This is a genomic window from Mesoflavibacter sp. CH_XMU1404-2, from assembly GCF_037029465.1.
GTDB lineage: Bacteria > Bacteroidota > Bacteroidia > Flavobacteriales > Flavobacteriaceae > Mesoflavibacter.
On record NZ_JAYMEM010000006.1, the window covers coordinates 24,960 to 49,363 of the forward strand.

The following is a 24,404-nucleotide window of genomic DNA, read 5'->3' on the forward strand; positions in this document are numbered from 1 at the left end:
AAAAACATTCCAATTAGTTTTGATTTTGAGATTGCTTCTGGTTTTTGATAAACTGATTATACTTTTCTGTAAAAAATTGCAACGCCTCTAAATTGCTTTTTGTGCATCTAGAACGAAAATCTGAATCTTCTTGACAGAAATAAAAAAACTCATCTTTTTTGTCTTCTGCTAATGGATTTTCTTTAAAAAAATCTTCAACTAAGTCGTTTTTTAATCTAGCTAATAACGCGTCGTTGCTTTCTAATCTTACGCGTTCTTTTAGCATTTTTGTGCGACCGGTAATAGTGTTTAAAAACTTATTAAAGTTAACAGCAGCACCTAAGCCTATTGCAAACATTTTTTCGTTTCCGCCTGCTTCATTAAGTCGGTTTTCGTTTTGGGTTAATGGTTTTCCTTTGTAACCAGGTATACCTACATCATAAAAGTTAATATCTGCTTTTGCTGTTGAGGAAGAAACATCTTTTGTTAAATCTCCTGAAAGTTGCTTGGTTAAAAACACCTCATCTAAATCATTTGTAAACAATTTTAACTTTGCTTTTAATGATTCTGTTTTTATGTTTTCTTCTGAGATTACTTTAATTAAAACCTGATACTGTACTGCCGAAAACACAATTGTATCATTAAGTTTTGCATTTATTTTAAAAACGCCTAAACTATCTGTAGTCGCATTAGTAAAGGATGTTTTATTTAAAACGTGAATATTTTCTAAGTCATCATCTGCAATAACTTGACCTTTAATTGTTACGGTTTGAGACACCGCTACATTCACAATAAAAAAAAGAGTTACTATAAAAAGTTGTCTAATCTTTTTCAACTGAATTTTTACTTAAAAACACTTTACTTTTTGCATTTAAATGCTCTATTAATTGCATTTCATTTCCTTTTTCTAAAAGTGAAACGTCAAAATCATTTTTCTGCACGTACGCTATAAAAGCTTCTACCTTTTCTTCAGGAATATCAAAATTTGTAGTGTAATACGCATGATCATATTTATCTGCCAATGTTTGGGTTGGTATTTTTCTTTCTTCGGTAGTCGTGTTTTTAGATTTCTTTTTAGGTTTAAAAATCAAGTTTACTAAACCTTCTACAATTGCTACACCATTGGCTTGATAGCGTATACGGTCGTTTTGATTCATTGCTGCATAGTTTTCAACTTTACTGTATTGATCATCAGAAAACTCATAAACCGAAATATCATCTACACCAAAGTAAATAGCATCTAAATCTGGATTAAACACCTCAACACTTTCTACATCTTCTTTTAAAACACCTGTTAAATCGTAAGGAAGTATCACAACTTCATCTAACTTATTAATTTGCTCTACTAAAAAAACCGTCATTTGCTTATTTTTTATAATAGATTCTGTTACCGTCAAACTAAAATCTTTAAACTGAAGCGCAGACACTTCTATCTTATCATTAAGCATTACTTTTAAGGTAAATTCACCTTTCTCGTTAGTAATCGTTCCTTTGTTTGACGAAATATTAAAAACTGTAACACCTTCAATATCTGGTGTATCTACAATAATTTTACCCTTTACAGCAACTCTAGTCGAGTCTTGTGAAAAAGCAAAAACAGTTAAAAAAAATAATGATAGGGATAGAAAGTATTTCATGATGGTTGATTTTACTGTAAATTACGCATTTTTACTCTTAATTTAATTCTAATTAGTCACTAAACTTTTGTTAAAAGCAAGCTTTACCTAAATTTACAAAAACTATTTATCAAAATGAAGCAAATAATTATTGCAAGTACTTCTACAGTTCATGGCGGACAATATTTAGATTACCTTTTAGATACCTTAAAAATTCATTTTAAAGACACAAAAGAAGTTATCTTTATTCCATACGCTAGACCTAGCGGAATCACACACGACCAATACACCCAAAAAGCAAGCGAAGCTTTTAATAAAATTGAAAAAAAGCTAGTTGGCTTACATACTTTTAACAACCCAAAAGAAGCTATTAAAAACGCAAAAGGCATCTTTGTTGGTGGCGGAAACACCTTTGTTTTAGTTAATGCACTTTACAAGTTTAATTTAATTGAAAGTTTGCAAGACGCCATAAAAAAAGGAACTCCGTATTTAGGAACCAGTGCTGGAAGCAACATTTGTGGTCTTACCATGAATACAACTAATGATATGCCTATTGTTTATCCGCCAAGTTTTAAAACATTAGGTTTTGTGCCATTTAATATTAATCCACACTATTTAGATCCAAACCCAAGTAGCAAACACATGGGTGAAACTAGAGAAACCAGAATAAAAGAATTTCATCAATTTAACACACAACCAGTAATTGGTTTACGCGAGGGAAGTTGGATAGAAGTTAAAGACAACAATTTACAATTAAAAGGAAATTTACAAGCACGCATTTTTGAGCACAATCAAGAACCTTACGAAGTTGATCCTGATACATTCTTAAATGAATTGAAGTAAAGCACAAAAATTTAAAAAAATTATTTTTCATCAAAGTATGTCATTCCGAACGAGGTACGAGGAGGAATCTCATATTCATATTATTAAGATGAGATTTCTCAATATGCTCGATATGATAAAAGCATCACAATAAATTATAAGGATTAAAATAAAAAAAGTCTCATCAAATTGATGAGATTTTTTTTTTAGCGGGAGACCGGTTTTACTTCGACTACGCTCAGTATAAACTTCTCACCCTAATCTTAGAGCGTTTAAATATTTCTTGAAATAAAAAAGCTTCATCGTTTTTGATGAAGCTTTTTGAGCGGGAGACCGGGTTCGAACCGGCGACATTCAGCTTGGAAGGCTGACGCTCTACCAACTGAGCTACTCCCGCTTTTTGCGGTGGCAAATATAAACAAAGATTTTAATTATTTGCAAAAAATTATAATTTCTTTAAAAAATGGTAGCCCAAAATTTCAAAACCTTCGTTATAATAAAATTTGTGTGACGGGTAATTTTGAACGTAAGTATTTAATTCACAAGTAGAACAACCTTTACTTTTAGCATAATCATATAGCCACTTAAAAAATAATTTACCAAGACCATTTCCTCTATATTTTTCTTCAATGTATACATGATCTACTTCCATACTTCTACCAACGTAATGTCTTGTTTGAAACCACATTCCTGACATACCAATCAAAGTATCGCCATCAAAAACTCCTGCACACTCATAATTTTGGGTAATCATTTCGGCAAAACGTTCTTTTAAAACAGCATCAGAATTAGCATTATTAGTTAATTTTTGCATTAACGGTATAATGTTATTTATTTCAGTTTTATCTAATATTTTAAACTTAAAAGACATCTCAATTTTTATTGCAAAATTAGTTAATTTTGAAAGACTATTACACAAATAATGCAAATCATAGCAACTACACAACGGTTATATTTAAGAGAATTATCTGTAGACGATGCTGTTCATTTTTATAAAATGAATTCTGACCAAGAGGTACTAAAATATACTGGTGATAAGCCTTTTTCTTCTTTAAATGAAGCAGAGCAATTCCTATTAAACTACAAAGAATATGAAAAACATAATATGGGAAGATGGGCAGTTTGCGATAAAAAAACAGATGTATTTTTAGGTTGGTGCGGATTAAAATTTCATCCTAACGAAAACAAAGTTGAAGTTGGTTACCGCTTTTACAAAACCAATTGGAACAATGGTTATGCAACCGAAAGCTGCCAAGCTGCAATAAATTATGGTTTTAAACACCTTAATCTTAAAACCATATATGCGCATGCACATATTGATAATTATGCTTCACATAAAGTCTTAGAAAAATGCAATATGAATTTTATAAAAACCTTTAATTACACAGGTATGCCAGCAAATCTATATAAAATCGAAAATCCTGATATTAAAATTAAACAAATCACTGCTTTAGAAACCTATCCTGTTCGTCATCCTGTTTTAAGAACTGGCAGACCTATTGATGATTGCAAGCTAACTTTTGATGACCACGAAGACACATTTCACTTAGGTTTACACTATAAAAATAAGTTATCTGGCGTAGTTAGTTTAATGAAACTAAACAACGAAAAATTTGAAGAACATGACCAATATCGCTTACGCGGAATGGGCGTATTAGATCAATTTCAAGGTTTTGGTTTTGGTAGATTACTAGTAGAAACAGCCGAAACAATGGTAAAACAAAAAGGTGCCAAACTACTTTGGTTTGATGCTAGATTAATTGCTGTTGGGTTTTACAAACGATTAGGTTTTACAATTATTGGCGACCAATTTGAGGTACCAAAAGTTGGCCCACATTATGTGATGTACAAACGATTATAGGTTTTATTTGTATTTCGTCTAAATTCATTTAATATAAAAAATAAACTCAATATTTATTGATTAACTTTTGTAAATTGATTCATCTAAACCAATTAACATGAGAAATTTTAAAGGAAGACTTTTAATTGGCGTTGTTATAGCCGCATTTGCTTTGTTTAAGTATTACAATTCGATGGAAACCAACGAATACACAGGAAAGAAACAAGCTATTTCTATGACGCCAGATCAAGAAATCCAAATGGGTTTACAAAGTCGAGATCAAATGGCAGCACAGCATGGTGGATTATATCCAAACCAAGAGTATCAAGCATTTGTAGACAGAGTTGGCAATAAATTAGTACAAAATAGTGTTGCAAAAAACACGCCTTATAAATATGAATTTCATTTACTAGCAGATAAAAATACTATTAATGCTTTTGCCTTACCTGGCGGACAAATTTTTATCACCTATGCCCTATTTTCTAAATTAGAAAACGAAGACCAATTAGCAGGTGTTTTAGGACATGAAATTGGTCATGTTATTGGTCGTCATAGCGCAGAGCGTATTGCCAATTCCGAGCTTTGGCAAGGTTTATCAACAGCAGGTTCTGTTGGTGGCGACATGGGAGATGTGGTTAGTCAATACGGTATGTCTAAATTATTAAAAAATGGTCGCGGTGATGAGTTAGAAAGTGACGATTTAGGTGTGCGTTTTATGTTGCGTTCTGGTTATGATCCAGAAGAAATGATTGGTGTTATGCAGATTTTAAAACAAGCTGCAGGACCTAACCGTGTCCCAGAATTTCAGAGTACACATCCTGATCCAGAAAACAGAATTGAAAAAATTAGAGAGTCCATAAAAAAGTACTCACTTAACTAAAACGATTTAGTAGAAAACCAACAAAGTCCTGCCAATGCAGGACTTTTCTATTTATCTTTGTAGTATAATTTTACAGTCATGAACAAAAAAGTAATCTTAATGATTTTAGATGGCTGGGGAAAATCTCCAGACCCTAAAGTCTCAGCAATAGACAACGCAAACACACCTTTTATAGATAGTTTATATACCAAATTTCCTAACGCACAATTGCGTACCGACGGACTACATGTTGGTCTACCAGAAGGACAAATGGGTAATAGTGAAGTTGGACATATGAATCTTGGTGCAGGACGTATAGTTTATCAAGATTTAGCCAAAATTAATCTAGCAGTAGAAAATAACACACTTGCTAAAGAACAAGTATTAATAGATGCTTTTAATTACGCTAAAGCGGAAGGTAAAAACGTTCATTTTTTAGGATTAGTTAGTGATGGTGGCGTACACTCGCACATTAACCACATCAAAGGATTAATTACAGCTGCAAAAAATGCTGGCGTGACAAATAGTTATGTACACGCATTTACAGATGGTCGTGATGTAGACCCAAAATCTTGTAAAGGTTTTATTGAAGGTTTAGAAAATTTCACTTCAAACACAAACACTCAAATTGCAAGTATAACTGGTCGTTATTATGCAATGGACAGAGATAAACGTTGGGAACGTGTTAAATTGGCTTATGATGCTGTTGTTAATGGTTTAGGTGAAAAAACGCAGGATTTATCTAATGAAATTCAGAAGAATTACGATAATGATGTTACAGACGAATTTATCAAACCAATCATCAAAACAGATGCTGAAGGTAACCCAATAGCAACTATTAAAGAAGATGATGTGGTTATCTTTTTCAACTTTAGAACAGATCGTGGTCGCGAATTAACAGAAGCGTTATCTCAACGTGATTTTCATGAGCAAAACATGCATAAGTTGAATTTATACTACGTGACTTTAACTAATTACGACGAAACGTTTACAGGCATCAACGTTGTTTTCAACAAAGAAAATTTAACCGATACTTTAGGTGAAATTTTAGAAAAACATAACAAAACTCAAATCAGAATTGCAGAAACCGAAAAATATCCTCACGTTACATTTTTCTTTTCTGGTGGACGCGAAACACCTTTTGAAGGCGAAAAACGTATTTTAAAAAATTCGCCAAAAGTAGCAACTTACGATTTAAAACCAGAAATGAGTGCTTACGAGCTTACCGATGCTTTAGTACCAGAATTAGAAAACGAAACTACAGATTTTGTTTGTTTAAATTTTGCAAACGGAGATATGGTTGGTCATACTGGTGTTATGGAAGCTGCAATTAAAGCTTGTGAAGCTGTAGATAAATGTGTAGAAAAAGTGGTTACCACTGCTTTAGACCATGGCTACACAACACTTTTAATTGCCGATCACGGTAATTGCGAAACCATGATTAATCCTGATGGTAGCCCAAATACCGCACATACTACAAACCCAGTTCCTGTCATTTTAATTGATAACGAATTAAAACACATTGAAAACGGAATTTTAGGAGATATGGCGCCTACCATTTTAAAATTAATGGGTGTAGAACAACCTGAAGCAATGACGCAAAAACCTTTAGTGTAATACTAAATAAATATAATTGTGATTAAAAAAATCCACTTCGCTTTGAAGTGGATTTTTCATTTTAAAAACAATTTCAATTTAAAAATTAAGAAATTAAAATTATCGTACTTTTACAGACCTATTTAGATGTAAATGAATATACAAGGAAAAATAATAGCTGTAGATTTTGATGGTACTATTGTAGAAGACGCATATCCTAACATTGGCAAACCACGTTTGTTTGCTTTTGAAACTTTAAAACGTCTTCAAAATGATGGTCACAGATTAATCCTTTGGACTTACAGACACGGTAAACGTCTAGAAGAAGCTGTCGATTTTTGCAAAGACAACGGTATAGACTTTTACGCCGTTAATAAAAGTTTTCCTGAAGAAACTTTTAAAGGTGATGTAAGCCGAAAAATTAACGCCGATTTATTTATTGACGATCGTAATATTGGCGGTGTTTTAGGTTGGGGTGAAATTTATCAAATGCTTACCTACGAAACTCCAGAACAATCAAAACCAAAGAAAAAAGGTTGGTTTAATTTTTAACAACCAATCATTTCAAAATACGCTTTATCTATTGCTTCTCTGTGATCTGGATGTGCAATATTTACTAACGCTTTTATACGCTCTTTTATAGTTTTTCCGTAAAGGCTAGCTACACCAAACTCAGTAACAACGTAATGCACGTGAGACCTTGTAGTTACTACACCTGCTCCTGGTTTTAAAGATGGCACAATACGGCTTACACCTTTTCTGGTTACAGATGGTAACGCTATAATAGCTTTACCGCCTTCACTTAAAGAGGCACCTCTAATAAAGTCCATTTGTCCACCAACACCAGAGTACATATGCGCACCAATAGAATCGGCACAAACCTGTCCTGTTACATCTACTTCAATCGCTGAGTTGATAGCCACCATTTTTGGGTTTTGCTTAATTATCGATACATCATTTGTGTAATTAGATGCACGCATCTCTACAAACGGATTATCATCTACATAATCATACAATCTTTGAGAACCTACTAAAAATGTTGCTAAAGCACGACCACGGTTTATTTCTTTATAATTTCCGTTAATAACATCTTTCAAAATTAAATCTATCACACCATCAGAAAACATTTCGGTGTGTAAACCTAAATCTTTGTGATTAGTTAATCTTGCTAAAACTGCGTTTGGAATACTACCAATACCCATTTGCAAGGTGCTTCTGTCTTCTATTAAATTAGCAACATACTCACCTATTTTTGCTTCAACTTCATTTGGTGGTAAAGCATCATGACTTGGTAATGGCTCATTGTGTTCTACAAATTGATCAATTTCAGAAATATGGATAATACCAGCACCATGCGTGCGTGGCATATATTTATTGATTTGTGCGATTACAATTTTAGCGTTATCTATTGCTGCTAAAGTCGCTTCAACAGAAACACCTAAAGAGCAATATCCGTGTCTATCTGGAACAGACACATGGATTAATGCTACGTCTAAATCAATTATATTTCTTTTGAATAAAAGCGGTAATTCACTTAAAAAAACTGGTGTATAAGAGCCATTTCCTGCTTTTAAAGTATGACGTACATTTTTTCCTATAAAAAATGAGTTAACATGAAAACTATCTTTAAGTTCCGGATTTGCGTAAGGCGCTTCTCCTTCGGTATGTAAGTGGCAAACTTCAACATTTTTCAGTTCTTCATGTCTTGCCGACATTGCTTTTACTAAAGCTTGCGGTGCTGCAGCTGCTGCTTGCACATACACTCTATCATTAGACTTTATAACTTTTACTGCTTCTTCTGCGGTTACTGGGGAATACATATTGGTTTTGTTTTTATTTTACAAAGTTACAATGCTTAGTATGGATAAATCCTGCTAAAAGTCATATTTCTAAAAGAAATTTGACTTTTATTTTAAGTATATTTGCAGATATTTTAGAGATTATGATTATTGTAAAAACAAAAGAAGAAATTGAATTAATGCGCCAAGCCGCTTTAGTAGTGTCTAAAACTTTAGGCGAAGTTGCTAAAGCTGTAAAACCTGGTGTAACAACACTTCAACTAGATAAAATTGCTGAAGAACATATTAGGGATTTAGGAGCTATTCCTGGGTTTTTAGGTTTATATGATTTTCCTAATACACTTTGCATGAGTCCCAATTCTCAAGTTGTACATGGTATTCCTAATGACAAACCTCTGGAAGAAGGCGATATTATATCTATTGATTGTGGAGCAAAAATGAATGGTTTTTACGGTGATCATGCGTATACATTTGCTGTAGGAGACATTGATCCTGAAACTGAAAAGTTACTTAAAATCACAAAAGAATCTTTATATGTTGGTATCAGAGAATTTAAATCAGGAAATCGCGTTGGAGATGTTGGATACGCTATTCAAAAATATTGCGAAGATCACGGTTATGGTGTGGTAAGAGAATTAGTTGGTCATGGATTAGGACGCACAATGCACGAAGATCCTGAAATGCCAAACTACGGAAAACGTGGTAGAGGTAAAAAGTTTATTGAAGGCATGGTAGTTGCTATTGAGCCTATGATTAACTTAGGTACTAAGCGTATTAAACAGCATCGTGATGGCTGGACTATTACAACTTTAGACGGCAAACCAAGCGCACATTTTGAGCATGATGTAGCATTAGTAGACGGCAAACCAGAGCTTTTATCTACCTTTAAATATATCTACGAAGCTTTAGGTATTGAAAGTGATGAGGAAGATGAGTTTAGACAGCAAGCTTTAGTGCTTTAAAATGAAAGGTCTTTTTAAACTTATTTTAAACATAATCCCAAGACCAATTTTAATCAGGCTAAGTTATTTAGCTAGGCCTTTTTTTGCTTTTGTCTTAAAAGGAAACAAATATACAGACCCAATAGACGGTAAGAGTTTTAGGTCATTTTTGCCATATGGGTATGGTAAACAAAGACCTAATGTTCTTTCGCCTTCAACATTAAGTTTAGAAAGACATAGACTTTTGTGGTTGTATTTAAAAAATGAAACAGATTTTTTTACTTCTAATAAAAAAGTGCTTCACTTTGCTCCAGAACAAGCTTTTTACAAACGCTTTAGGCTACTTAAAAATTTAGATTACACGACAACAGATTTACTATCTCCATTAGCTGATGTTAAAGCAGATATTTGCAATCTTCCTTTTAAAGACAATAGTTACGATGTTATTTTATGTAATCACGTTTTAGAGCATATTCCAGACGACACTAAAGCAATGCAAGAATTATATCGCGTTTTAAAACCTAACGGAATGGCGATTTTGCAAATTCCGCAAGACTTAAATCGAGCTACTACTTTTGAGGATGACACTATTACTGATAAAAAAGAACGTGCTGAAATTTTTGGTCAATACGATCATGTACGTATTTATGGTCGAGATTATTTTGATAAACTAAGAAGTATTGGTTTTAAAGTTGATGAAGTAGATTATACTGCTCAGCTTTCTTTAGAAGAAATAGATAAATACCGTTTAGCAAAAGGTGAAATTATTCCTGTTTGTTACAAATAGAAACCAAAATGACACAACAAACTTTTATTATTACTGGTGCTTTATTTGGAATGTTAGCCATTATTTTTGGAGCTTTTGGTGCGCATGCTTTAAAGAAAATACTTTCTGAAGATCAATTAAAAAGTTTCGAAACTGGTGTAAAATACCAAATGTATCATGCTATAGTATTAGTTACATTAGGCTTTAACTATCAATTTTCTACTACTGTAATGTATTGGTGTTTTACTTTAGGAACAATCTTATTTTCTTTTAGTATTTACGGTTTAGTATTGAGTGATGCCAAAGGAAAAAAACTAAAATTTCTTGGTCCAATTACGCCTATTGGCGGTTTACTTTTTGTTGTAGGATGGTTGTTGTTAATACTTAGGACAATAAATATCTAAGATTATTCCGGAAAACCATTAAAAGACTTCGTTTCTAACTCATCATTTTCATTTTCAAAAATCAAATACGCTTGTAATTCTGGATGTTTTGCTAAAAAGTAATCTACCTTTTTTATACCCATTGCCTGAAATGCTGTAGCATAGCCATCTGCAATCATACATTTATCTGCTATTACAGATACACTTAAAATATTGGTACGTGTCGGGTAGCCCGTTTTTGTATTTATAATGTGTGCGTATTTATTTCCGTTTTCGTCTACTTTAAATTTTCTATAAGTACCAGAAGTTGCCATAGCTTTATCTGTTATCCCTATAATTTTGGAGTAACTTTGCGAGCCATCAAAATTTGGATTTTCTATCCCAATTGCCCATTCTTTTTGTTTATTTAGATGAATACCTTTCGCACGAAGTTCGCCACCAATATCAACCAAATAATTAGTGATGCCTTTACTTTCCAAAAAATCTGAAATCACATCAACACCATAACCTTTTGCAATTGCATTAAAATCTATAAACGTATTGGTACGTTTCATAATCACACCGTTTACAACGCCAACGCGATTAAAACCTACAGACTTCATTAAACTATCTACTTTAGTACTATCTAAAGCGGTTTTATTATTTTCAGAACCAAAATTCCAAGCATTGACCAACTTACCAATAGTTGGATCAAAAACACCTTCTGTCTCTCTATAAATCTGTTTTGCCGCACTAAAAACAGTATCAAAATGAGGATCTGTATTTACTCTTTCATTCTTATTAATTTTTGAAATATGTGAAGACGGAATATAATTTGACATGGATTGGTTTAATACTTCAAAAATGCTATCAAATTGTTTTTGATAACTTTTATTGTCTAAATCGTAATATTGAATTTGATACGAGGTACCAAAAACAGGACCTTGAATTTTTACTAATTCAGGTTCGTTTTTACACGATATAAAAACAACTAACAATAATAAAATTGAAGCAAAACGATGTAACATAAATTTTAATTTAAATGAGTTTCTATAACCTGAATACCGTTGTATTCTATCAAGTATTCTTCGTTTAAGTAAATTGGTAAATCTTCGCCATTAGGATTACCCAAACCAACACCTGCATATAATATTTTGGCATTATGATCTTGTGCATGTTTTTTAAAAGATTCCATCCAAACAATGTCATAATTATTAGCATTTTCGGGTAAAATCACAGCTTTTACAATAACAAAATAGTACTGTTTATTTTTATCCATACACACAAATTGCGGATGTTTTTTTAGCTTACTGTTTATTGCTATAAATTCAAAACCACGTTGTTCTAAATCTTTTCCAACATGATTCATCGCTAAATTATGTAGTTCTTGTTTTGTTAACGGTTTACTCATAGCACAAAAATACGCTTTAACATTTATTTGCTGAAATTTTCTTATTTTAAAAGAAGAAAATCGCTAAGAAATTAAAAATGAAAACGACTAAAAGATTTGAAAACGCTATAAATAAACTATATATAGCTTTTAATGAAAACACATTAAATCCTGAATGCTGCAAACAATGTGCTGTTGGAAATATTTTAGATCAAAAAGACGCTTGGAAACATTTATCTGATGATCATGGTTCTTTAAAGTTGAATTACCTTGGATTAGTACATCAAAATTTAGGAAGAACTTTTAACGGATATTCGCCATTAGAATTACTAAAAATTGAAGCTGCTTTTTTGAGAGGTTGCGGTTACGAACTACCGCTTCATCATAAAAACAAAAGACCACATGATCTAACAAATAAGAATACATTATTTAACGGCTTAAATGAAGCTATCAAAGTGCTTTGTATTTTTGATAACATTGAAGATGTTACGAATTATTCAAATTTATTTAAAGCTTTAATTACAAAAAAAAGAGAGTTAAAACCTATAAATTTTGAGCTTGAAAAAGTGTAATATATTGCTTAATAATGAGCCAAAATAAAAAAGCCAATGTAAACACATTGGCTTTTATTATTTGAAGAGGTTTTATACTATCCTCCAAAGTCATCAAATCGGATGTTTTCATCTGGAATACCAAAATCTTCACCCATTTTTTGTACTGCTTTATTCATTAAAGGAGGACCACAGAAATATAACTCTATATCCTCTGGTGTATCATGATGATTTAAGTAGTTATCTATTACACAATTATGAATAAACCCTACAAAACCATCTCCTTCTTCATCATGTATATCTTTCTTAACTTTCCAGTTATCTTCTTCTAAAGGTTCTGAAAGTGCTAAGTAAAATTTAAAGTTAGGGAAGTCTCTTTCTAACTCACGGAAATGTTCAATATAGAATAATTCGCGCTTAGAACGACCACCATACCAATATGTTACTTTACGTCCTGTTTTTAATGTTTTGAATAAATGATATAAGTGAGAACGCATTGGTGCCATACCTGCTCCTCCACCAACGTAAAGCATTTCTGCATCAGATTCGTTAATAAAGAACTCTCCATAAGGTCCAGAGATTACACACTTATCACCTTTCTTTAAGTTAAATATGTATGATGATGCTACACCTGGATTTACGTCCATCCATCCATTTTTATTTCTATCCCATGGTGGCGTTGCAATACGAACATTTAACATTATCTCTCTACCTTCTGCTGGGTAAGAAGCCATAGAGTAAGCACGTTCTACAGTTTCGTCATTTTTCATTACTAATGGCCATAAATTGAATTTATCCCATTCTGCCTGAAACTTATCTGGTGAATCGTGTTCTTCTGGATGTGCGGTAATATCCATATCTGAATATTTCACTTCACATTTAGGAATTTCAATTTGAATATATCCACCAGCCTTGTAATTCATATCCTCAGGGATTTCAACTACAAACTCTTTAATAAAAGAGGCTACATTGTAATTACGTACAACTGTTGCTTCCCATTTTTTGATACCAAATACTTCTTCTGGTATCGTAATTTCCATGTCTTGTTTAACTTTTACTTGACAAGCTAAACGTGCACCATGTTGTAATTCTTTTCTTGTAAAGTGAGGTGTTTCTGTTGGTAAAGCTTCTCCACCACCATCTAAAACGTGACATTCACATTGGATACAAGTTCCACCACCACCACATGCAGATGGCAAGAATATTTTTTGGTTACCTAATGTTGATAATAATGTACCACCTGATGATACTTCAATTTCTTTTTCACCATTTATTTTTATAGTTACAGGACCTGATGGTGATAATTTTTGCTTAACATATAATAATAATGATACTAATACCAATGTTATTACTAAGAATGCGATAACAGTTGTTAAAACTGTTCCTAATGTACTTGCTGCTAAAATCATATTACTCTACTGTTGTATTGTTAGCTATAGTTGAGTTATTCTCTATAACCTTAGTTTCGGTTTTATCTTGCTTTTCAATTTGAGCTGCTTGTTCTGTTTTTTTAGAACCTTCATCATCTCCTCCAGTTAACATTCCTCCAAAACTCATAAATCCAATTGCCATAAGACCAGTAATAATAAATGTAATTCCTAGTCCTCTTAAAGGAGCTGGTACGTTAGAATAACGAATCTTTTCGCGGATTGCTGCGATAGCTAAAATTGCTAAGAACCAACCTATACCAGAAGCTATACCATAATTAAATGCTAAACCTATAGTTTCGATTTCTCTTGACTGCATAAATAAAGATCCTCCTAAAATTGCACAGTTTACTGCAATTAGCGGTAAAAATATACCTAGTGAATTATACAATGAAGGTGAAAACTTTTCTACAACAATTTCTACTAATTGTACCATGGTTGCAATAGTTGCAATAAACATGATAAATGATAAGAAACTTAAATCATAACTAGCATATTCTTCTCCTAACCAAGATAATGCACCTGGTTGTAATACATATTGATCTAAAAGCCAGTTTATAGGCACAGTAACTGCTAATACAAAGATTACTGCAGCACCTAAACCTACAGCTGTTGATACTTTTTTAGATACTGCAAGGTAAGAACACATCCCAAGGAATGTTGCAAATACCATGTTATCTATAAAGATTGATTTGAAAAATAATTCTATATGTTCCATATGTTATTTTTTGATGTCTTTTTGAAATATTTCAAAAAACGAGTCAATGTTTAGTCTTCTATTAAATCTTTGTTTCTGCTACGTTGTACCCAAATAATAATTCCTACAACAATTAATGCCATTGGCGATAATAACATAAATCCGTTATTTTCATATCCTATTGCATACAATCCTGATTTTTCGATTGGATCTCCTAAAACTTTAAATCCTAATAAAGTACCAGAACCTAATAATTCTCTAAAAAAACCTACTATTATTAATATAACACCGTATCCTAATGCGTTACCTATTCCATCAAGGAAAGATTTCCACGGTCCATTACCTAAAGCAAATGCTTCAAAACGTCCCATAATGATACAGTTTGTAATAATTAAACCAACGAATACAGAAAGTGTTTTACTTAACTCGTAAGCAAAAGCTTTTAGCACTTGGTCTACAATAATTACAAGAGCAGCTACAACAATAAGTTGTACAATAATTCTAATTTTTGAAGGAATAATGTTTCTCATTAAAGAGATAACAACGTTACCAACTCCTAATACAAATAATACAGATATTGCCATTACGATAGATGCTTTAAGCTCTGCAGTAATTGCTAATGCAGAACATATACCTAATACCTGAATGGTAATTGGGTTATTATCTGCTAATGGATCTGTAATTAATTTAGCGTCTTTTTTTGAAAGTAGTCCCATAATTAATTCGCTTGATTTTTTAATGTTTCAAAATAAGGCATGTATAACTTTAAGTCATTTTTAATCATAGCACTTACTCCATTACCAGTAATGGTAGCTCCTGCTAGAGCATCAACCTCATAATCTGTTTTGTCTTCGTTTTTAGGATCGTTATTTCCTTTGGCAACTGTTATACCTTTAAACACTCCATTATCTGTTAATAAGTGCTCGCCATAAAAGTCATCCATAAAATAACGTTGCTTAATGTTTGCTCCTAAACCAGGTGTTTCTCCTTTGTGATCAAAATATACACCTTGAACAACCATGTCTTTATTCATAGCAACATAGCCCCAAATAGCATCCCAAAGTCCTTTACCATATATTGGTGCTACGTAAAATGTTTTACCATCTTTTTCTCCAATAAATAAAGGCAAGCGTCTTGTTCCTCCATTTTTAGCTTTTGCTTGTTCTTTTTTAACATCGATTAAGTAAGCCTCATTGTTTTCTTTTACATCATTACCATCTATTACAACTTGCTTAGTGATGTATTTTGAAAAAGCTTCACTTACTTTATCTGTAGAAATAAATGTAACATCTGTTTCACCATTGTCATTTACTCCCATAGCGTAAAGAATGTTTTGTTGCTTTTCCATCCTTTCGTTTTCTGTTATAGTTGGCTTTAAAGATGCTGCAGTAAATGCTAATAAAGCACCAACAACAACTACCATTCCTATAGCAAATAATACCGTATATAAATTACTTTCTGTTCTGTTTGACATCACTATGCGGTTTTAACTTTTAAACGTTTCATTCTACGTTTTACATTTCCTTGTACAACGTAATGATCAATTGTTGGAGCAAAAACATTCATTAAAAGAATGGCTAACATTACTCCTTCTGGGTATGCTGGGTTAAATACACGAATCATGATAGATAAGAAACCTACTAAAAATCCGTAAATCCATTTTCCTTTATTTGTTTGAGATGCTGTTACTGGATCTGTTGCCATAAATACAGTACCAAAAGCAAAACCTCCTATTAATAAGTGGTGCCAAAACTCGGTACTCATTAACCCATAAAACTTGCTAGATTCTGTAATCCAACCAGAGCTAACAACACCATTAAAGATTAATCCCATTGCTAATGCACCAAGTACTGATGATAACATGATTCTCCAACTTCCTATCTTAGTAAAGATTAAGAATAAACCTCCTAAAAGGATTAATAATGCTGAAGTCTCTCCTACAGATCCTGGAATAAATCCGAAAAACATATCCATTACCTCATAACCTGCTGCTTTACCTTGCGCTAGATTACCTAAAATAGTTTCTCCTGAAATAGCATCTGGTGTACCTGCTCTTTCTACTGCTTCATGTACCCATACTTTATCTCCTGACATCCAAGTTGGATAAGCAAAGAATAAGAATGCACGAATAGTTAATGCTGGGTTTAAGATATTCATCCCTGTACCACCAAAAACTTCTTTACCAATGATAACACCAAAAACAACTGCTACTGATAACATCCATAACGGAATGTCTACAGGTACAATTAATGGTACTAACATACCTGTTACTAAGTATCCTTCTTCTACTTCATGACCTTTAATTACTGCGAAAATAAATTCGATTAAAAGACCAACTCCGTAAGACACTATAACTAAAGGTAACACTGTCCAAGCACCAACTACAAAATTATCCCAAGTTAAAAAGTTTCCGAATAAGGATACTTCTCTTGTGATACCTGCAGCTGCATCGATAGCTGCATAATGTTGGTAACCTGCATTAAAAATACCGAAGATTAAACATGGTATTAATGCCATGATTACAGTATTCATTGTACGCTTTAAATCGTCTGCTGCCTTTACATGAGTTCCTCCGTGAGTCGTTTCATTTGGCAGATATAAGAAAGTATGAATTGCATTAAAAGCTGGCGCCATTTTGGTGCCTTTATACTTTTCTTTTAAGTTGTGTAAGTTACTTTTTAAACCCATTATCCTATCTCTTTAAGCATTAAGTCTAATCCTTCTCTAATTATTTTTTGATGTGGTTGTTTTGACACACAAATAAATTCTGTTAACGCAAAATCTTCTGGTGCAACCTCATACATTCCTAAAGCTTCCATTTCATCTAAATCTTGATACATACAAGATTTTAAAATTTGTAATGGATAAATATCTAAAGGAAATACTTCTTCATAACTTCCTGTTACTACAAAAGCTCTATGCTCTCCGTTTGTATTAGTATCTAAGTTATATTTTTTGTTTGGCGATAACCAAGAAAAAGTTAAAGCTCTAGATGTTGAAATCTTGTTAAAAACAGGCTTGTTCCATCCAAAAAACTCGTAATCGTCTCCTTCAGGAATTACTGTAATTATATTGCTATAATAGTCTAAGTAACCGTCTGGTTTAACTTGTTTACCAGACAACACATTTCCTGAGATAATACGGTCATTACCGTCTTTATCAACACCGTTATCATAAACCATAGTAGACACTTCACTTCCTATTTTAGTACGGAAATATCTTGGTTTTTTAACAGATGCTCCTGCAAGTGCTATAACACGCTCTGCATTAAACTTACCTGTTAAAAGCAATTCACCTATGATTACTAAATCTTGTGCATTTACTGTCCAAACAACTTCACCTTTATTAATCGGGTCTATTTTGTTGATTTGTGTTCCTACATTACCAGATGGATGAGGACCAGACACTTTGTGTACCGTTACATTATTTAAGTTAGCTAATGGCGAGTTACCATTTTTACCAACCGAAACATGTACTGCTCCTTCTGTTAATTTACTTAAAGCAGTTACCGCAGCTTGCAATTCTGCTTCTTTACCTTGAAGCGTATAATCTAAATCTGCAGCTAACGGCGCACTTGCGTAAGCTGAGATAAAGATAGACTTTGGCGTACCTGTTGGCTTTGCAACTACATCATAAGGACGTTGCTTAACAAAAGCCCAACAACCTGATTCTAAAAGTCTAGATTTAATAGCATCTGCATTTGCAGTTTCTACGTCTAACTTTCCAAAATCTTCGTAAGCTTGCTCTTTGTCTGCTTTAATTTTGATTGTTAAAATTCTTCTCTTAGCTCCACGTTCTATTTCTACGATTTCACCAGAAACTGGAGAAACAAATTTTACGCTTTCGTCGGATTTATCATAAAAAACAGTGGTTCCTGCCTTTACTTTATCTCCTGCTCTAGCAACTAACTTTGGAGTAACTTGATGAAAATCTTCTGGTCTGATTGCGTAAAAGTTGCTTACTATGGCATTTTCAGTAGCCTTTTCTGCTTCTCCTTTTAACTTTATATCTAGACCTTTTTTAATCTTAATGTCGTTTGACATGTTATAAATCTATTAGTTAATAGTTATACTGATTGAGTTTTTGAGGAATCAAAAATCCGTGCAAATTTAAGAATAAATACATAATTATATCACAAATAATCAAGAAAAACTTTAAGGCACAGATTTTGTTTATATTTGTTATATAAAATCATCGTTAAATGCAACAAAAACTTAAACAACTTATCCTGCTATTAATCATTCCTTTAACTAGTTTTTCTCAAGTTGAAGAAATTATCCCGCCAGACTACATCAAAACTATTTATTTTAATGGAGGAACTGCTGAAAGCCAATTACCTATCATAAGATTAGGCGAGTCTCTTAATTTAGAATTTGACGCATTAAACGGAAACGAAGACGATTATTATTACGAAATAAAGCACTATAATTTTGACTGGACACCATCACAATTAGTAGAATCTGAATATTTAGATGGCTTTGACGAGCAACGCATAAGAACTTATCAAAACTCTTTTAACACACTACAAACTTACTCGCATTACAAACTAACTATACCAAATCAATTCACCCAAGCTATTAAAGTTACAGGTAATTACATGATTACTATTTATGATGATTATGACGATATTATTTTCTCAAGAAAATTTATGGTTTACGAGCAATTAGCTAATGTTGGAGTTACTATAAAACGATCAAGAAATGTAAAAGAAATAGATAAAAAACAATCTGTAGACATTACCATTAACTCAAGTCAAATTCAGTTTGTAAACCCAAAAGAAACCGTAAAAACTGTGGTTATTCAAAACAACAATTTAAAAACTGCAATTACAGATTTAGAACCACAATACATCTTAGCCAACGAGCTAACTTACAGATATAATGAAAAGTCCAGTTTTTATGGCGGTAACGAATTTTTCTTCTTCGAAAACAAAGAAATTAGAGCCGCAAGTAACGGCGTTCAATTTATAGATTTACAGGATTTATATCACTCCTATTTATTCACAAACATATCTAGAGCAAATCAAAGATATACTTACAATCCTGATATTAATGGTAATTTTGTAATCACCGCATTAGATGTTGATAATCCTGATGTAGAAGCAGATTATGCTGAAGTTCACTTCAGTCTTCAATACCCAAAATTAGAAGACGGACAAGATATCTTTGTCTACGGAAACTTCAATAATTACGAACTTGAAGAAGCCACAAGAATGGAATATTTTGAAGAAGAAGGCATTTACACTACTTCTTTCTTGTTAAAACAAGGGTTTTACAACTACAAATACGTTATTTTAAACAAAGACAACACCATTGACCATGATAAAATAGGTGGAAGTTTTTGGCAAACAGAAAACAATTACAAAGTTATAGTTTACTACAGAGAACTTGGTACTAGATATGACAAAGTCATTGGTTTGGGTGAAAAAAACTCGGTTGGAATCACCAATTAATCCTAAAATTATTCTAATAAACTATAAAAACAATCAACTTTACTGATAATTTGCTATTTTTGCAACAGCAGAAAACCAGTTAAACAATTATGGTACAGCAAATTACTAAAGGCATAAAAATTTCAGTAGAAACAAATTTTGAAGGTACATTTTACAAAAACTACAAACTTCATTATGCTTTTGGTTATCAAGTAACTATTGAAAACCAAGGTAAAGACGCTGTACAACTTAATTCAAGAAAATGGACTATTTACGATGCTTTAAACAATATTGAAGAAGTTGAAGGCGAAGGCGTAATTGGTCAAAAACCCGTGATTAAACCTGGTGAATCTCATACCTATTCTTCTGGATGTTTATTAGCTTCTCCTTTTGGTGCTATGTCTGGATTTTACAATATGGTAAATTTTACAACCACCAAAAACTTCGAGGTAGCTATTCCTAAGTTTTATTTAAGCGCACCATTTGCGACTAATTAATTTTAGTGTTTTTTTCAAGAAGCTCTCTTTCTGATAAATCAAAAGCCATGTTTTTGACTCTATTTAATTGATCTTTAGTTTGAAACCAAGCAAATATTAGAAATACTATAAAAATTATTATGTGAGCAATTAAATAACTTGGATTCTCAATTCCGTCTGGTTTATTAAATGCTATCGTTACAGCACCTCCGTAAATAGCTAAATACATAAGTAGATTTAAATAAATTACATAATTTTTTATCATGTATTTACCTCCAATATGGCTATATGTTATTAAATTTTGACCAACCAATTTATTAATTTTAATTTCTAAATATTGCTTATAACCGTGAAAACCTAAAGTTCTCTGATATTGATATAATATTGCTGCAAGTATCATTAAAACTAAAATAGGTAGAAATTGCAAATACAATTTTGTATTGTTCTTATCTAAATTACTATCATCTACTAAACCTATACCTTCGACTAAGAAAAATATATATCCAGCTGTTAAAGCCAACGCTCCTTGTGTGTATAAAAATTGATTTCCTACAAATTTCTCAATCTTATTATTTATTAATTCATATTCTTTTAATAACACATCAAGCCTACTCTTTTCTAAGTTTAAATTCATAATTAATACAAATAAATTTTAATAAATATAGTCAATAAAAAATTATCAATAATAGTCAGAACATATAAGTCCTCTAATATTAAAATCATCTTGATTATACATTAAGTAACCTCACTTAAAACCCATAAAAAAGTTGTACCTTTGTGTGACAAAATTTTTGAATTAAAAATACAACATTAAACTATGGGAAAAGGATTTTTTAACGTACCTATTGCTGTTAATGAACCAGTAAAAAGCTACGCGCCAGGTTCGCCAGAACGTGAAGCTGTTTTAAAAGCATACAAAGAAATGATTAACACAACTGTTGATGTACCAATGTATATTAACGGTAAAGATGTTACTACAGGAAACACCAGAACAATGTCTCCGCCTCACGACCATAAACATGTTGTTGGAACCTACCATTTAGCCGAAAAAAAACATGTAGACGAAGCTATTGCAACCGCATTAGAAGCTAGAAAAACATGGGCAAACACACCTTGGGAACAACGCGCTGGAATATTTTTAAAAGCTGCCGAATTAATTGCAGGTCCATACCGTGCTAAAATTAATGCAGCAACCATGATTGCACAATCAAAAACAATTCACCAAGCTGAAATTGATTCTGCTTGTGAGTTAATTGACTTTTTACGTTTTAACGTGCAATACATGACAGATATTTATCACGATCAACCAGAAAGCACAAGTGATGCTTGGAATCGTTTAGAATATCGCCCATTAGAAGGATTTACTTATGCGGTAACTCCATTTAACTTTACTGCAATTGCAGGAAACTTACCATCTTGTATGGCATTAATGGGTAATGTTGTGGTTTGGAAGCCTAGTGACTCACAAATCTACTCTGCTAAAGTTGTGATGGATGTATTTAAAGAAGCTGGTGTACCAGACGGTGTTATTAACGTTGTTTTTGGTGACCCAGTAATGATTACAGATACTGTTTTAGACAGTCCAGATTTTTCAGGACTTCACTTCACAGGATCTACTTTTATCTTTAAAGAACTATGGAAAAAAATAGGTAACAACATTCACAACTACAAAACATACCCTAAAATTGTAGGTGAAACTGGAGGAAAAGATTTTATCGTTGCTCATAAAACCGCAAACCCAAAACAAGTAGCTACTGCAATTGTTAGAGGCGCATTTGAATTTCAAGGTCAAAAATGTAGTGCCGCTTCTAGAGCATACATTTCTGAAAGTATTTGGGATCAAGTTAAAGATTACGTAGTTGAAGATGTAAAATCATTTAAAATGGGTTCTCCAGAAGATATGAGCAACTTCTTTACTGCAGTAATACACGAAGGATCTTTTGATAAATTAGCTAAGTATATTGACCAAGCAAAAGCTGATGACAATGTTGAAGTTGTAGCTGGAGGAAATTACGATAAAAGTAAAGGTTACTTTATAGAACCAACTGTACTTTTAACAACAGATCCAAAATACACAACAATGCAAGAAGAGTTATTTGGTCCTGTAATCACAATTTACGTGTTTAAAGATGATCAATTCTCTGAAACCTTAGAATTAGTAGATGGCACTAGCGAGTATGCTTTAACAGGAGCTATTTTAGCACAAGACAGATATGCTATTGTAGAAGCAACAAAAGCATTACAAAATTGTGCTGGTAACTTCTACATTAACGATAAACCAACTGGTGCTGTTGTAGGACAACAACCTTTTGGTGGTGCAAGATCATCTGGAACTAACGATAAAGCAGGAAGTGCTTTAAATTTATTACGTTGGGTATCACCAAGAATGATTAAAGAAACATTTGTAACACCAACAGATTACAGATATCCGTTTTTAGGTGAATAATCTATAAAGTATTCAATAAAAAAAACCGAAGCAAATAGCTTCGGTTTTTTTATTTTAAATTATGATGCGGTTATTTTTTCAATTCAAGTTTTTCTGCAAAGTAATCGCAAAAATCTTTCATGGTTGCAGACATTTTTTCATCTTGTGTGGCTCTATGAAATGTGTTACTCATAGCCACTAATGTTTGATGAAAAAACACTTTCATTTCGTCTACTGGCATATCTTTGGTCCATAAGTCTATTCTTAAAGATTCTTGTGCTTTACTATCCCAAACAGAAAGCATCATTGCTTTAGCTTCTGCATTTGATATTCCTCCATCTTCTGCTGTCCAGTTTAATTTCTCTGGAACTCGGTTTTCATCTAACTCTACGTTTAATTTTATTTCTGATGTAATATTTGCCATTATTAATTTGGTTTATATTTTGCTTTATTAAAAATTGTTTGCGCTGGCGTGTTTAATAACTGCGTAAAATCTACGTCGTTTTTTTCTGCATAAGATTTCACAATCTGCCAACCTATATATCTTCCTACACGACCAGGTGACTCGTTATCTATCTGCTCTAAATAAAACTTAGAAAAAGGTGCTGGATTGATAAATCTACCAGGCAATTTGGCATCTGTACTAAAAAGTAATTCTTTATCTACAAAGTAACGCCAAATGTACTCTTCGTTAGATTTAACCCATTCTAGTTGTTCTGGTGTGTATTTTATTTTTTCTGCATCGGTTTTAAAAGGAATAATCTTGTCTTTGAAATACAATATTTTTCCGTGGTAAATCATTTCTTCTAACAGATTTTTACGCTTTGTATCCAATATTATTTTTTCTGCATAAGCTTCAGTCAAATCAGAAACAATATACTCTGGCTCCATCTGACTTGCTATATACTTTTGCATGCCTTGATAAAATTCATGATCTTTTCCTAAATAAGTATCAAGCTCTATTAAAGTAACGGTATCTGTTACAAAAACTCTATTTTGGTAAACTACTCTATCATTAAAAGTGATAATTCTCGGGATTTTTGTATCCGGAAAATAATATTTTAAATGTTGATACATTTTTGTGATATCAACTGTTTCTTCTTTAAAGTCGGGGAAAGCTTTTCTAGTTTTCTCAGCAATTAAAACATCTAAAGTATCTGTCATTCTGTTTAACCAAAATTCATCTTCATATTTATCAGAAAACATAAAAGGATATGCCTTTTTCAATTTTGGAAAATCTGCTTCGGAAGTGTTTGAAAAAGCTAAATCAAAACGTTCTACATCTAAATTCACATTAATTTTAGATATTTCTTCTTCTATTTTATTATCGTCTTCACAAGAAAACAGACTTAAAAAAATAAAAACATAAAAAATATAAACTCTCATAGACTTAAACTACTCTTAATTTTTATTACTTAAAGCTTTAC

The 24,404-nt window shown here is 32.3% G+C and carries 27 protein-coding genes and 1 tRNA gene; 12 read left to right on the plus strand and 16 right to left on the minus strand.

Annotated features, from left to right (window positions below):
• Positions 1–13 precede the first annotated feature (13 nt).
• Together WA327_RS04775 and WA327_RS04780 are read right to left on the minus strand one after the other, a co-directional pair.
• The gene (locus tag WA327_RS04775) at positions 14–814 is read right to left on the minus strand and encodes a hypothetical protein (protein ID WP_336067005.1); all 801 of its coding nucleotides are present in this window, start codon (positions 812–814) and stop codon (positions 14–16) included.
• The gene (locus tag WA327_RS04780) at positions 801–1,616 is read right to left on the minus strand and encodes a carboxypeptidase-like regulatory domain-containing protein (protein WP_336067007.1); all 816 of its coding nucleotides are present in this window, start codon (positions 1,614–1,616) and stop codon (positions 801–803) included. The genes WA327_RS04775 and WA327_RS04780 overlap by 14 nt, the downstream gene beginning before the upstream one ends.
• Positions 1,617–1,730: 114 nt before the next feature.
• On the opposite strand from WA327_RS04780, the gene pepE reads away from it, so the two are divergent.
• Positions 1,731–2,438, plus strand: a complete 708-nt coding sequence (pepE, locus tag WA327_RS04785) for a dipeptidase PepE (protein ID WP_336067009.1) — start codon at positions 1,731–1,733, stop codon at positions 2,436–2,438.
• 303 nt (positions 2,439–2,741) lie between these two features.
• On the opposite strand, the gene WA327_RS04790 is transcribed toward pepE, so the two are convergent.
• Positions 2,742–2,814 (minus strand) — tRNA-Gly (locus tag WA327_RS04790).
• Positions 2,815–2,862: 48 nt separating this feature from the next.
• Positions 2,863–3,231, minus strand: a complete 369-nt coding sequence (locus WA327_RS04795) for a GNAT family N-acetyltransferase (protein ID WP_336067011.1) — start codon at positions 3,229–3,231, stop codon at positions 2,863–2,865.
• Positions 3,232–3,339: 108 nt separating this feature from the next.
• Between WA327_RS04795 and WA327_RS04800 the strand changes: the two genes are divergently transcribed.
• The 4 genes from WA327_RS04800 to WA327_RS04815 all read left to right on the plus strand — a co-directional run bounded on the left by WA327_RS04800 (position 3,340) and on the right by WA327_RS04815 (position 7,264).
• Positions 3,340–4,278: a GNAT family N-acetyltransferase gene (locus tag WA327_RS04800; RefSeq protein WP_336067013.1), complete on the plus strand. Its 939-nt coding sequence runs from the start codon at positions 3,340–3,342 to the stop codon at positions 4,276–4,278.
• Between the two features lie 97 nt (positions 4,279–4,375).
• A complete protein-coding gene (locus tag WA327_RS04805) occupies positions 4,376–5,137 on the plus strand; it encodes a M48 family metalloprotease (protein WP_336067015.1) in 762 nt (253 codons plus the stop codon).
• A 78-nt stretch (positions 5,138–5,215) separates the two neighbouring features.
• Entirely contained in the window at positions 5,216–6,733 is a 1,518-nt protein-coding gene (gene gpmI, locus WA327_RS04810; protein ID WP_336067016.1) for a 2,3-bisphosphoglycerate-independent phosphoglycerate mutase, read from the plus strand.
• Between the two features lie 132 nt (positions 6,734–6,865).
• A complete protein-coding gene (locus tag WA327_RS04815; RefSeq protein ID WP_336067018.1) occupies positions 6,866–7,264 on the plus strand; it encodes a BT0820 family HAD-type phosphatase in 399 nt (132 codons plus the stop codon).
• Here the strand turns inward: WA327_RS04815 and WA327_RS04820 are convergent.
• Positions 7,261–8,532 carry an acetyl-CoA hydrolase/transferase C-terminal domain-containing protein gene (locus tag WA327_RS04820; RefSeq protein ID WP_336067021.1) on the minus strand — a complete coding sequence of 424 codons (1,272 nt, stop codon included), beginning with the start codon at positions 8,530–8,532 and terminating at the stop codon, positions 7,261–7,263. The genes WA327_RS04815 and WA327_RS04820 overlap by 4 nt on opposite strands.
• A gap of 122 nt (positions 8,533–8,654) precedes the next feature.
• Here WA327_RS04820 and map point away from each other — a divergent pair, with 122 nt between their 5' ends.
• The 3 genes from map to WA327_RS04835 are packed head-to-tail and all read left to right on the plus strand — an operon-like array spanning position 8,655 to position 10,622.
• Positions 8,655–9,473 carry a type I methionyl aminopeptidase gene (gene map, locus WA327_RS04825; RefSeq protein WP_336067589.1) on the plus strand — a complete coding sequence of 273 codons (819 nt, stop codon included), beginning with the start codon at positions 8,655–8,657 and terminating at the stop codon, positions 9,471–9,473.
• A gap of 1 nt (position 9,474) precedes the next feature.
• Positions 9,475–10,239: a methyltransferase domain-containing protein gene (locus WA327_RS04830; protein WP_336067023.1), complete on the plus strand. Its 765-nt coding sequence runs from the start codon at positions 9,475–9,477 to the stop codon at positions 10,237–10,239.
• A gap of 8 nt (positions 10,240–10,247) precedes the next feature.
• Complete coding sequence (locus WA327_RS04835; RefSeq protein WP_336067026.1) at positions 10,248–10,622, plus strand: DUF423 domain-containing protein; 375 nt, start codon at positions 10,248–10,250, stop codon at positions 10,620–10,622.
• Between the two features lie 2 nt (positions 10,623–10,624).
• On the opposite strand, the gene WA327_RS04840 is transcribed toward WA327_RS04835, so the two are convergent.
• Positions 10,625–11,608: an FAD:protein FMN transferase gene (locus tag WA327_RS04840; RefSeq protein ID WP_336067029.1), complete on the minus strand. Its 984-nt coding sequence runs from the start codon at positions 11,606–11,608 to the stop codon at positions 10,625–10,627.
• 5 nt (positions 11,609–11,613) lie between these two features.
• Positions 11,614–11,991 (minus strand): Na(+)-translocating NADH-quinone reductase subunit F, encoded by a 378-nt coding sequence (locus tag WA327_RS04845; protein ID WP_336067032.1) that lies wholly within the window; start codon positions 11,989–11,991, stop codon positions 11,614–11,616.
• A 77-nt stretch (positions 11,992–12,068) separates the two neighbouring features.
• On the opposite strand from WA327_RS04845, the gene WA327_RS04850 reads away from it, so the two are divergent.
• Positions 12,069–12,542, plus strand: coding sequence for a Na(+)-translocating NADH-quinone reductase subunit F (locus WA327_RS04850; protein WP_336067033.1), 474 nt, complete (start codon positions 12,069–12,071; stop codon positions 12,540–12,542).
• Positions 12,543–12,619: 77 nt separating this feature from the next.
• Here WA327_RS04850 and nqrF read toward each other — a convergent pair whose 3' ends face one another.
• Genes nqrF through WA327_RS04880 form a run of 6 tightly spaced genes read right to left on the minus strand, consistent with a single transcriptional unit; the run spans position 12,620 to position 18,688 of the window.
• Positions 12,620–13,930 (minus strand): NADH:ubiquinone reductase (Na(+)-transporting) subunit F, encoded by a 1,311-nt coding sequence (nqrF, locus tag WA327_RS04855; RefSeq protein ID WP_027881110.1) that lies wholly within the window; start codon positions 13,928–13,930, stop codon positions 12,620–12,622.
• Position 13,931: 1 nt separating this feature from the next.
• Positions 13,932–14,666, minus strand: coding sequence for an NADH:ubiquinone reductase (Na(+)-transporting) subunit E (nqrE, locus tag WA327_RS04860; protein ID WP_027881109.1), 735 nt, complete (start codon positions 14,664–14,666; stop codon positions 13,932–13,934).
• 50 nt (positions 14,667–14,716) lie between these two features.
• Entirely contained in the window at positions 14,717–15,361 is a 645-nt protein-coding gene (locus WA327_RS04865; RefSeq protein ID WP_027881108.1) for an NADH:ubiquinone reductase (Na(+)-transporting) subunit D, read from the minus strand.
• A gap of 2 nt (positions 15,362–15,363) precedes the next feature.
• Positions 15,364–16,119, minus strand: coding sequence for a Na(+)-translocating NADH-quinone reductase subunit C (locus WA327_RS04870; protein ID WP_336067038.1), 756 nt, complete (start codon positions 16,117–16,119; stop codon positions 15,364–15,366).
• 2 nt (positions 16,120–16,121) lie between these two features.
• Positions 16,122–17,333 (minus strand): NADH:ubiquinone reductase (Na(+)-transporting) subunit B, encoded by a 1,212-nt coding sequence (locus WA327_RS04875; protein WP_336067040.1) that lies wholly within the window; start codon positions 17,331–17,333, stop codon positions 16,122–16,124.
• On the minus strand, positions 17,333–18,688 hold the full coding sequence (locus WA327_RS04880; RefSeq protein WP_336067043.1) for a Na(+)-translocating NADH-quinone reductase subunit A: 1,356 nt from the start codon (positions 18,686–18,688) through the stop codon (positions 17,333–17,335). Before WA327_RS04880 ends, WA327_RS04875 begins: the two co-directional genes overlap by 1 nt.
• 158 nt (positions 18,689–18,846) lie before the next feature.
• Here WA327_RS04880 and WA327_RS04885 point away from each other — a divergent pair, with 158 nt between their 5' ends.
• The gene (locus WA327_RS04885; RefSeq protein WP_336067046.1) at positions 18,847–20,097 is read left to right on the plus strand and encodes a type IX secretion system plug protein domain-containing protein; all 1,251 of its coding nucleotides are present in this window, start codon (positions 18,847–18,849) and stop codon (positions 20,095–20,097) included.
• Between the two features lie 89 nt (positions 20,098–20,186).
• Positions 20,187–20,573, plus strand: coding sequence for a Co2+/Mg2+ efflux protein ApaG (gene apaG / locus WA327_RS04890; RefSeq protein ID WP_336067049.1), 387 nt, complete (start codon positions 20,187–20,189; stop codon positions 20,571–20,573).
• Here the strand turns inward: apaG and WA327_RS04895 are convergent.
• Entirely contained in the window at positions 20,566–21,186 is a 621-nt protein-coding gene (locus WA327_RS04895) for a hypothetical protein (protein WP_336067051.1), read from the minus strand. The genes apaG and WA327_RS04895 overlap by 8 nt on opposite strands.
• Before the next feature lie 183 nt (positions 21,187–21,369).
• Here WA327_RS04895 and pruA point away from each other — a divergent pair, with 183 nt between their 5' ends.
• A complete protein-coding gene (pruA, locus tag WA327_RS04900) occupies positions 21,370–22,998 on the plus strand; it encodes an L-glutamate gamma-semialdehyde dehydrogenase (protein WP_336067053.1) in 1,629 nt (542 codons plus the stop codon).
• A 70-nt stretch (positions 22,999–23,068) separates the two neighbouring features.
• Here the strand turns inward: pruA and gldC are convergent, their stop codons facing one another.
• Both gldC and gldB read right to left on the minus strand, forming a co-directional pair.
• Complete coding sequence (gldC, locus tag WA327_RS04905; protein WP_336067055.1) at positions 23,069–23,401, minus strand: gliding motility protein GldC; 333 nt, start codon at positions 23,399–23,401, stop codon at positions 23,069–23,071.
• Positions 23,402–23,403: 2 nt separating this feature from the next.
• On the minus strand, positions 23,404–24,363 hold the full coding sequence (gene gldB / locus WA327_RS04910) for a gliding motility lipoprotein GldB (protein WP_336067057.1): 960 nt from the start codon (positions 24,361–24,363) through the stop codon (positions 23,404–23,406).
• Positions 24,364–24,404: the final 41 nt, after the last annotated feature.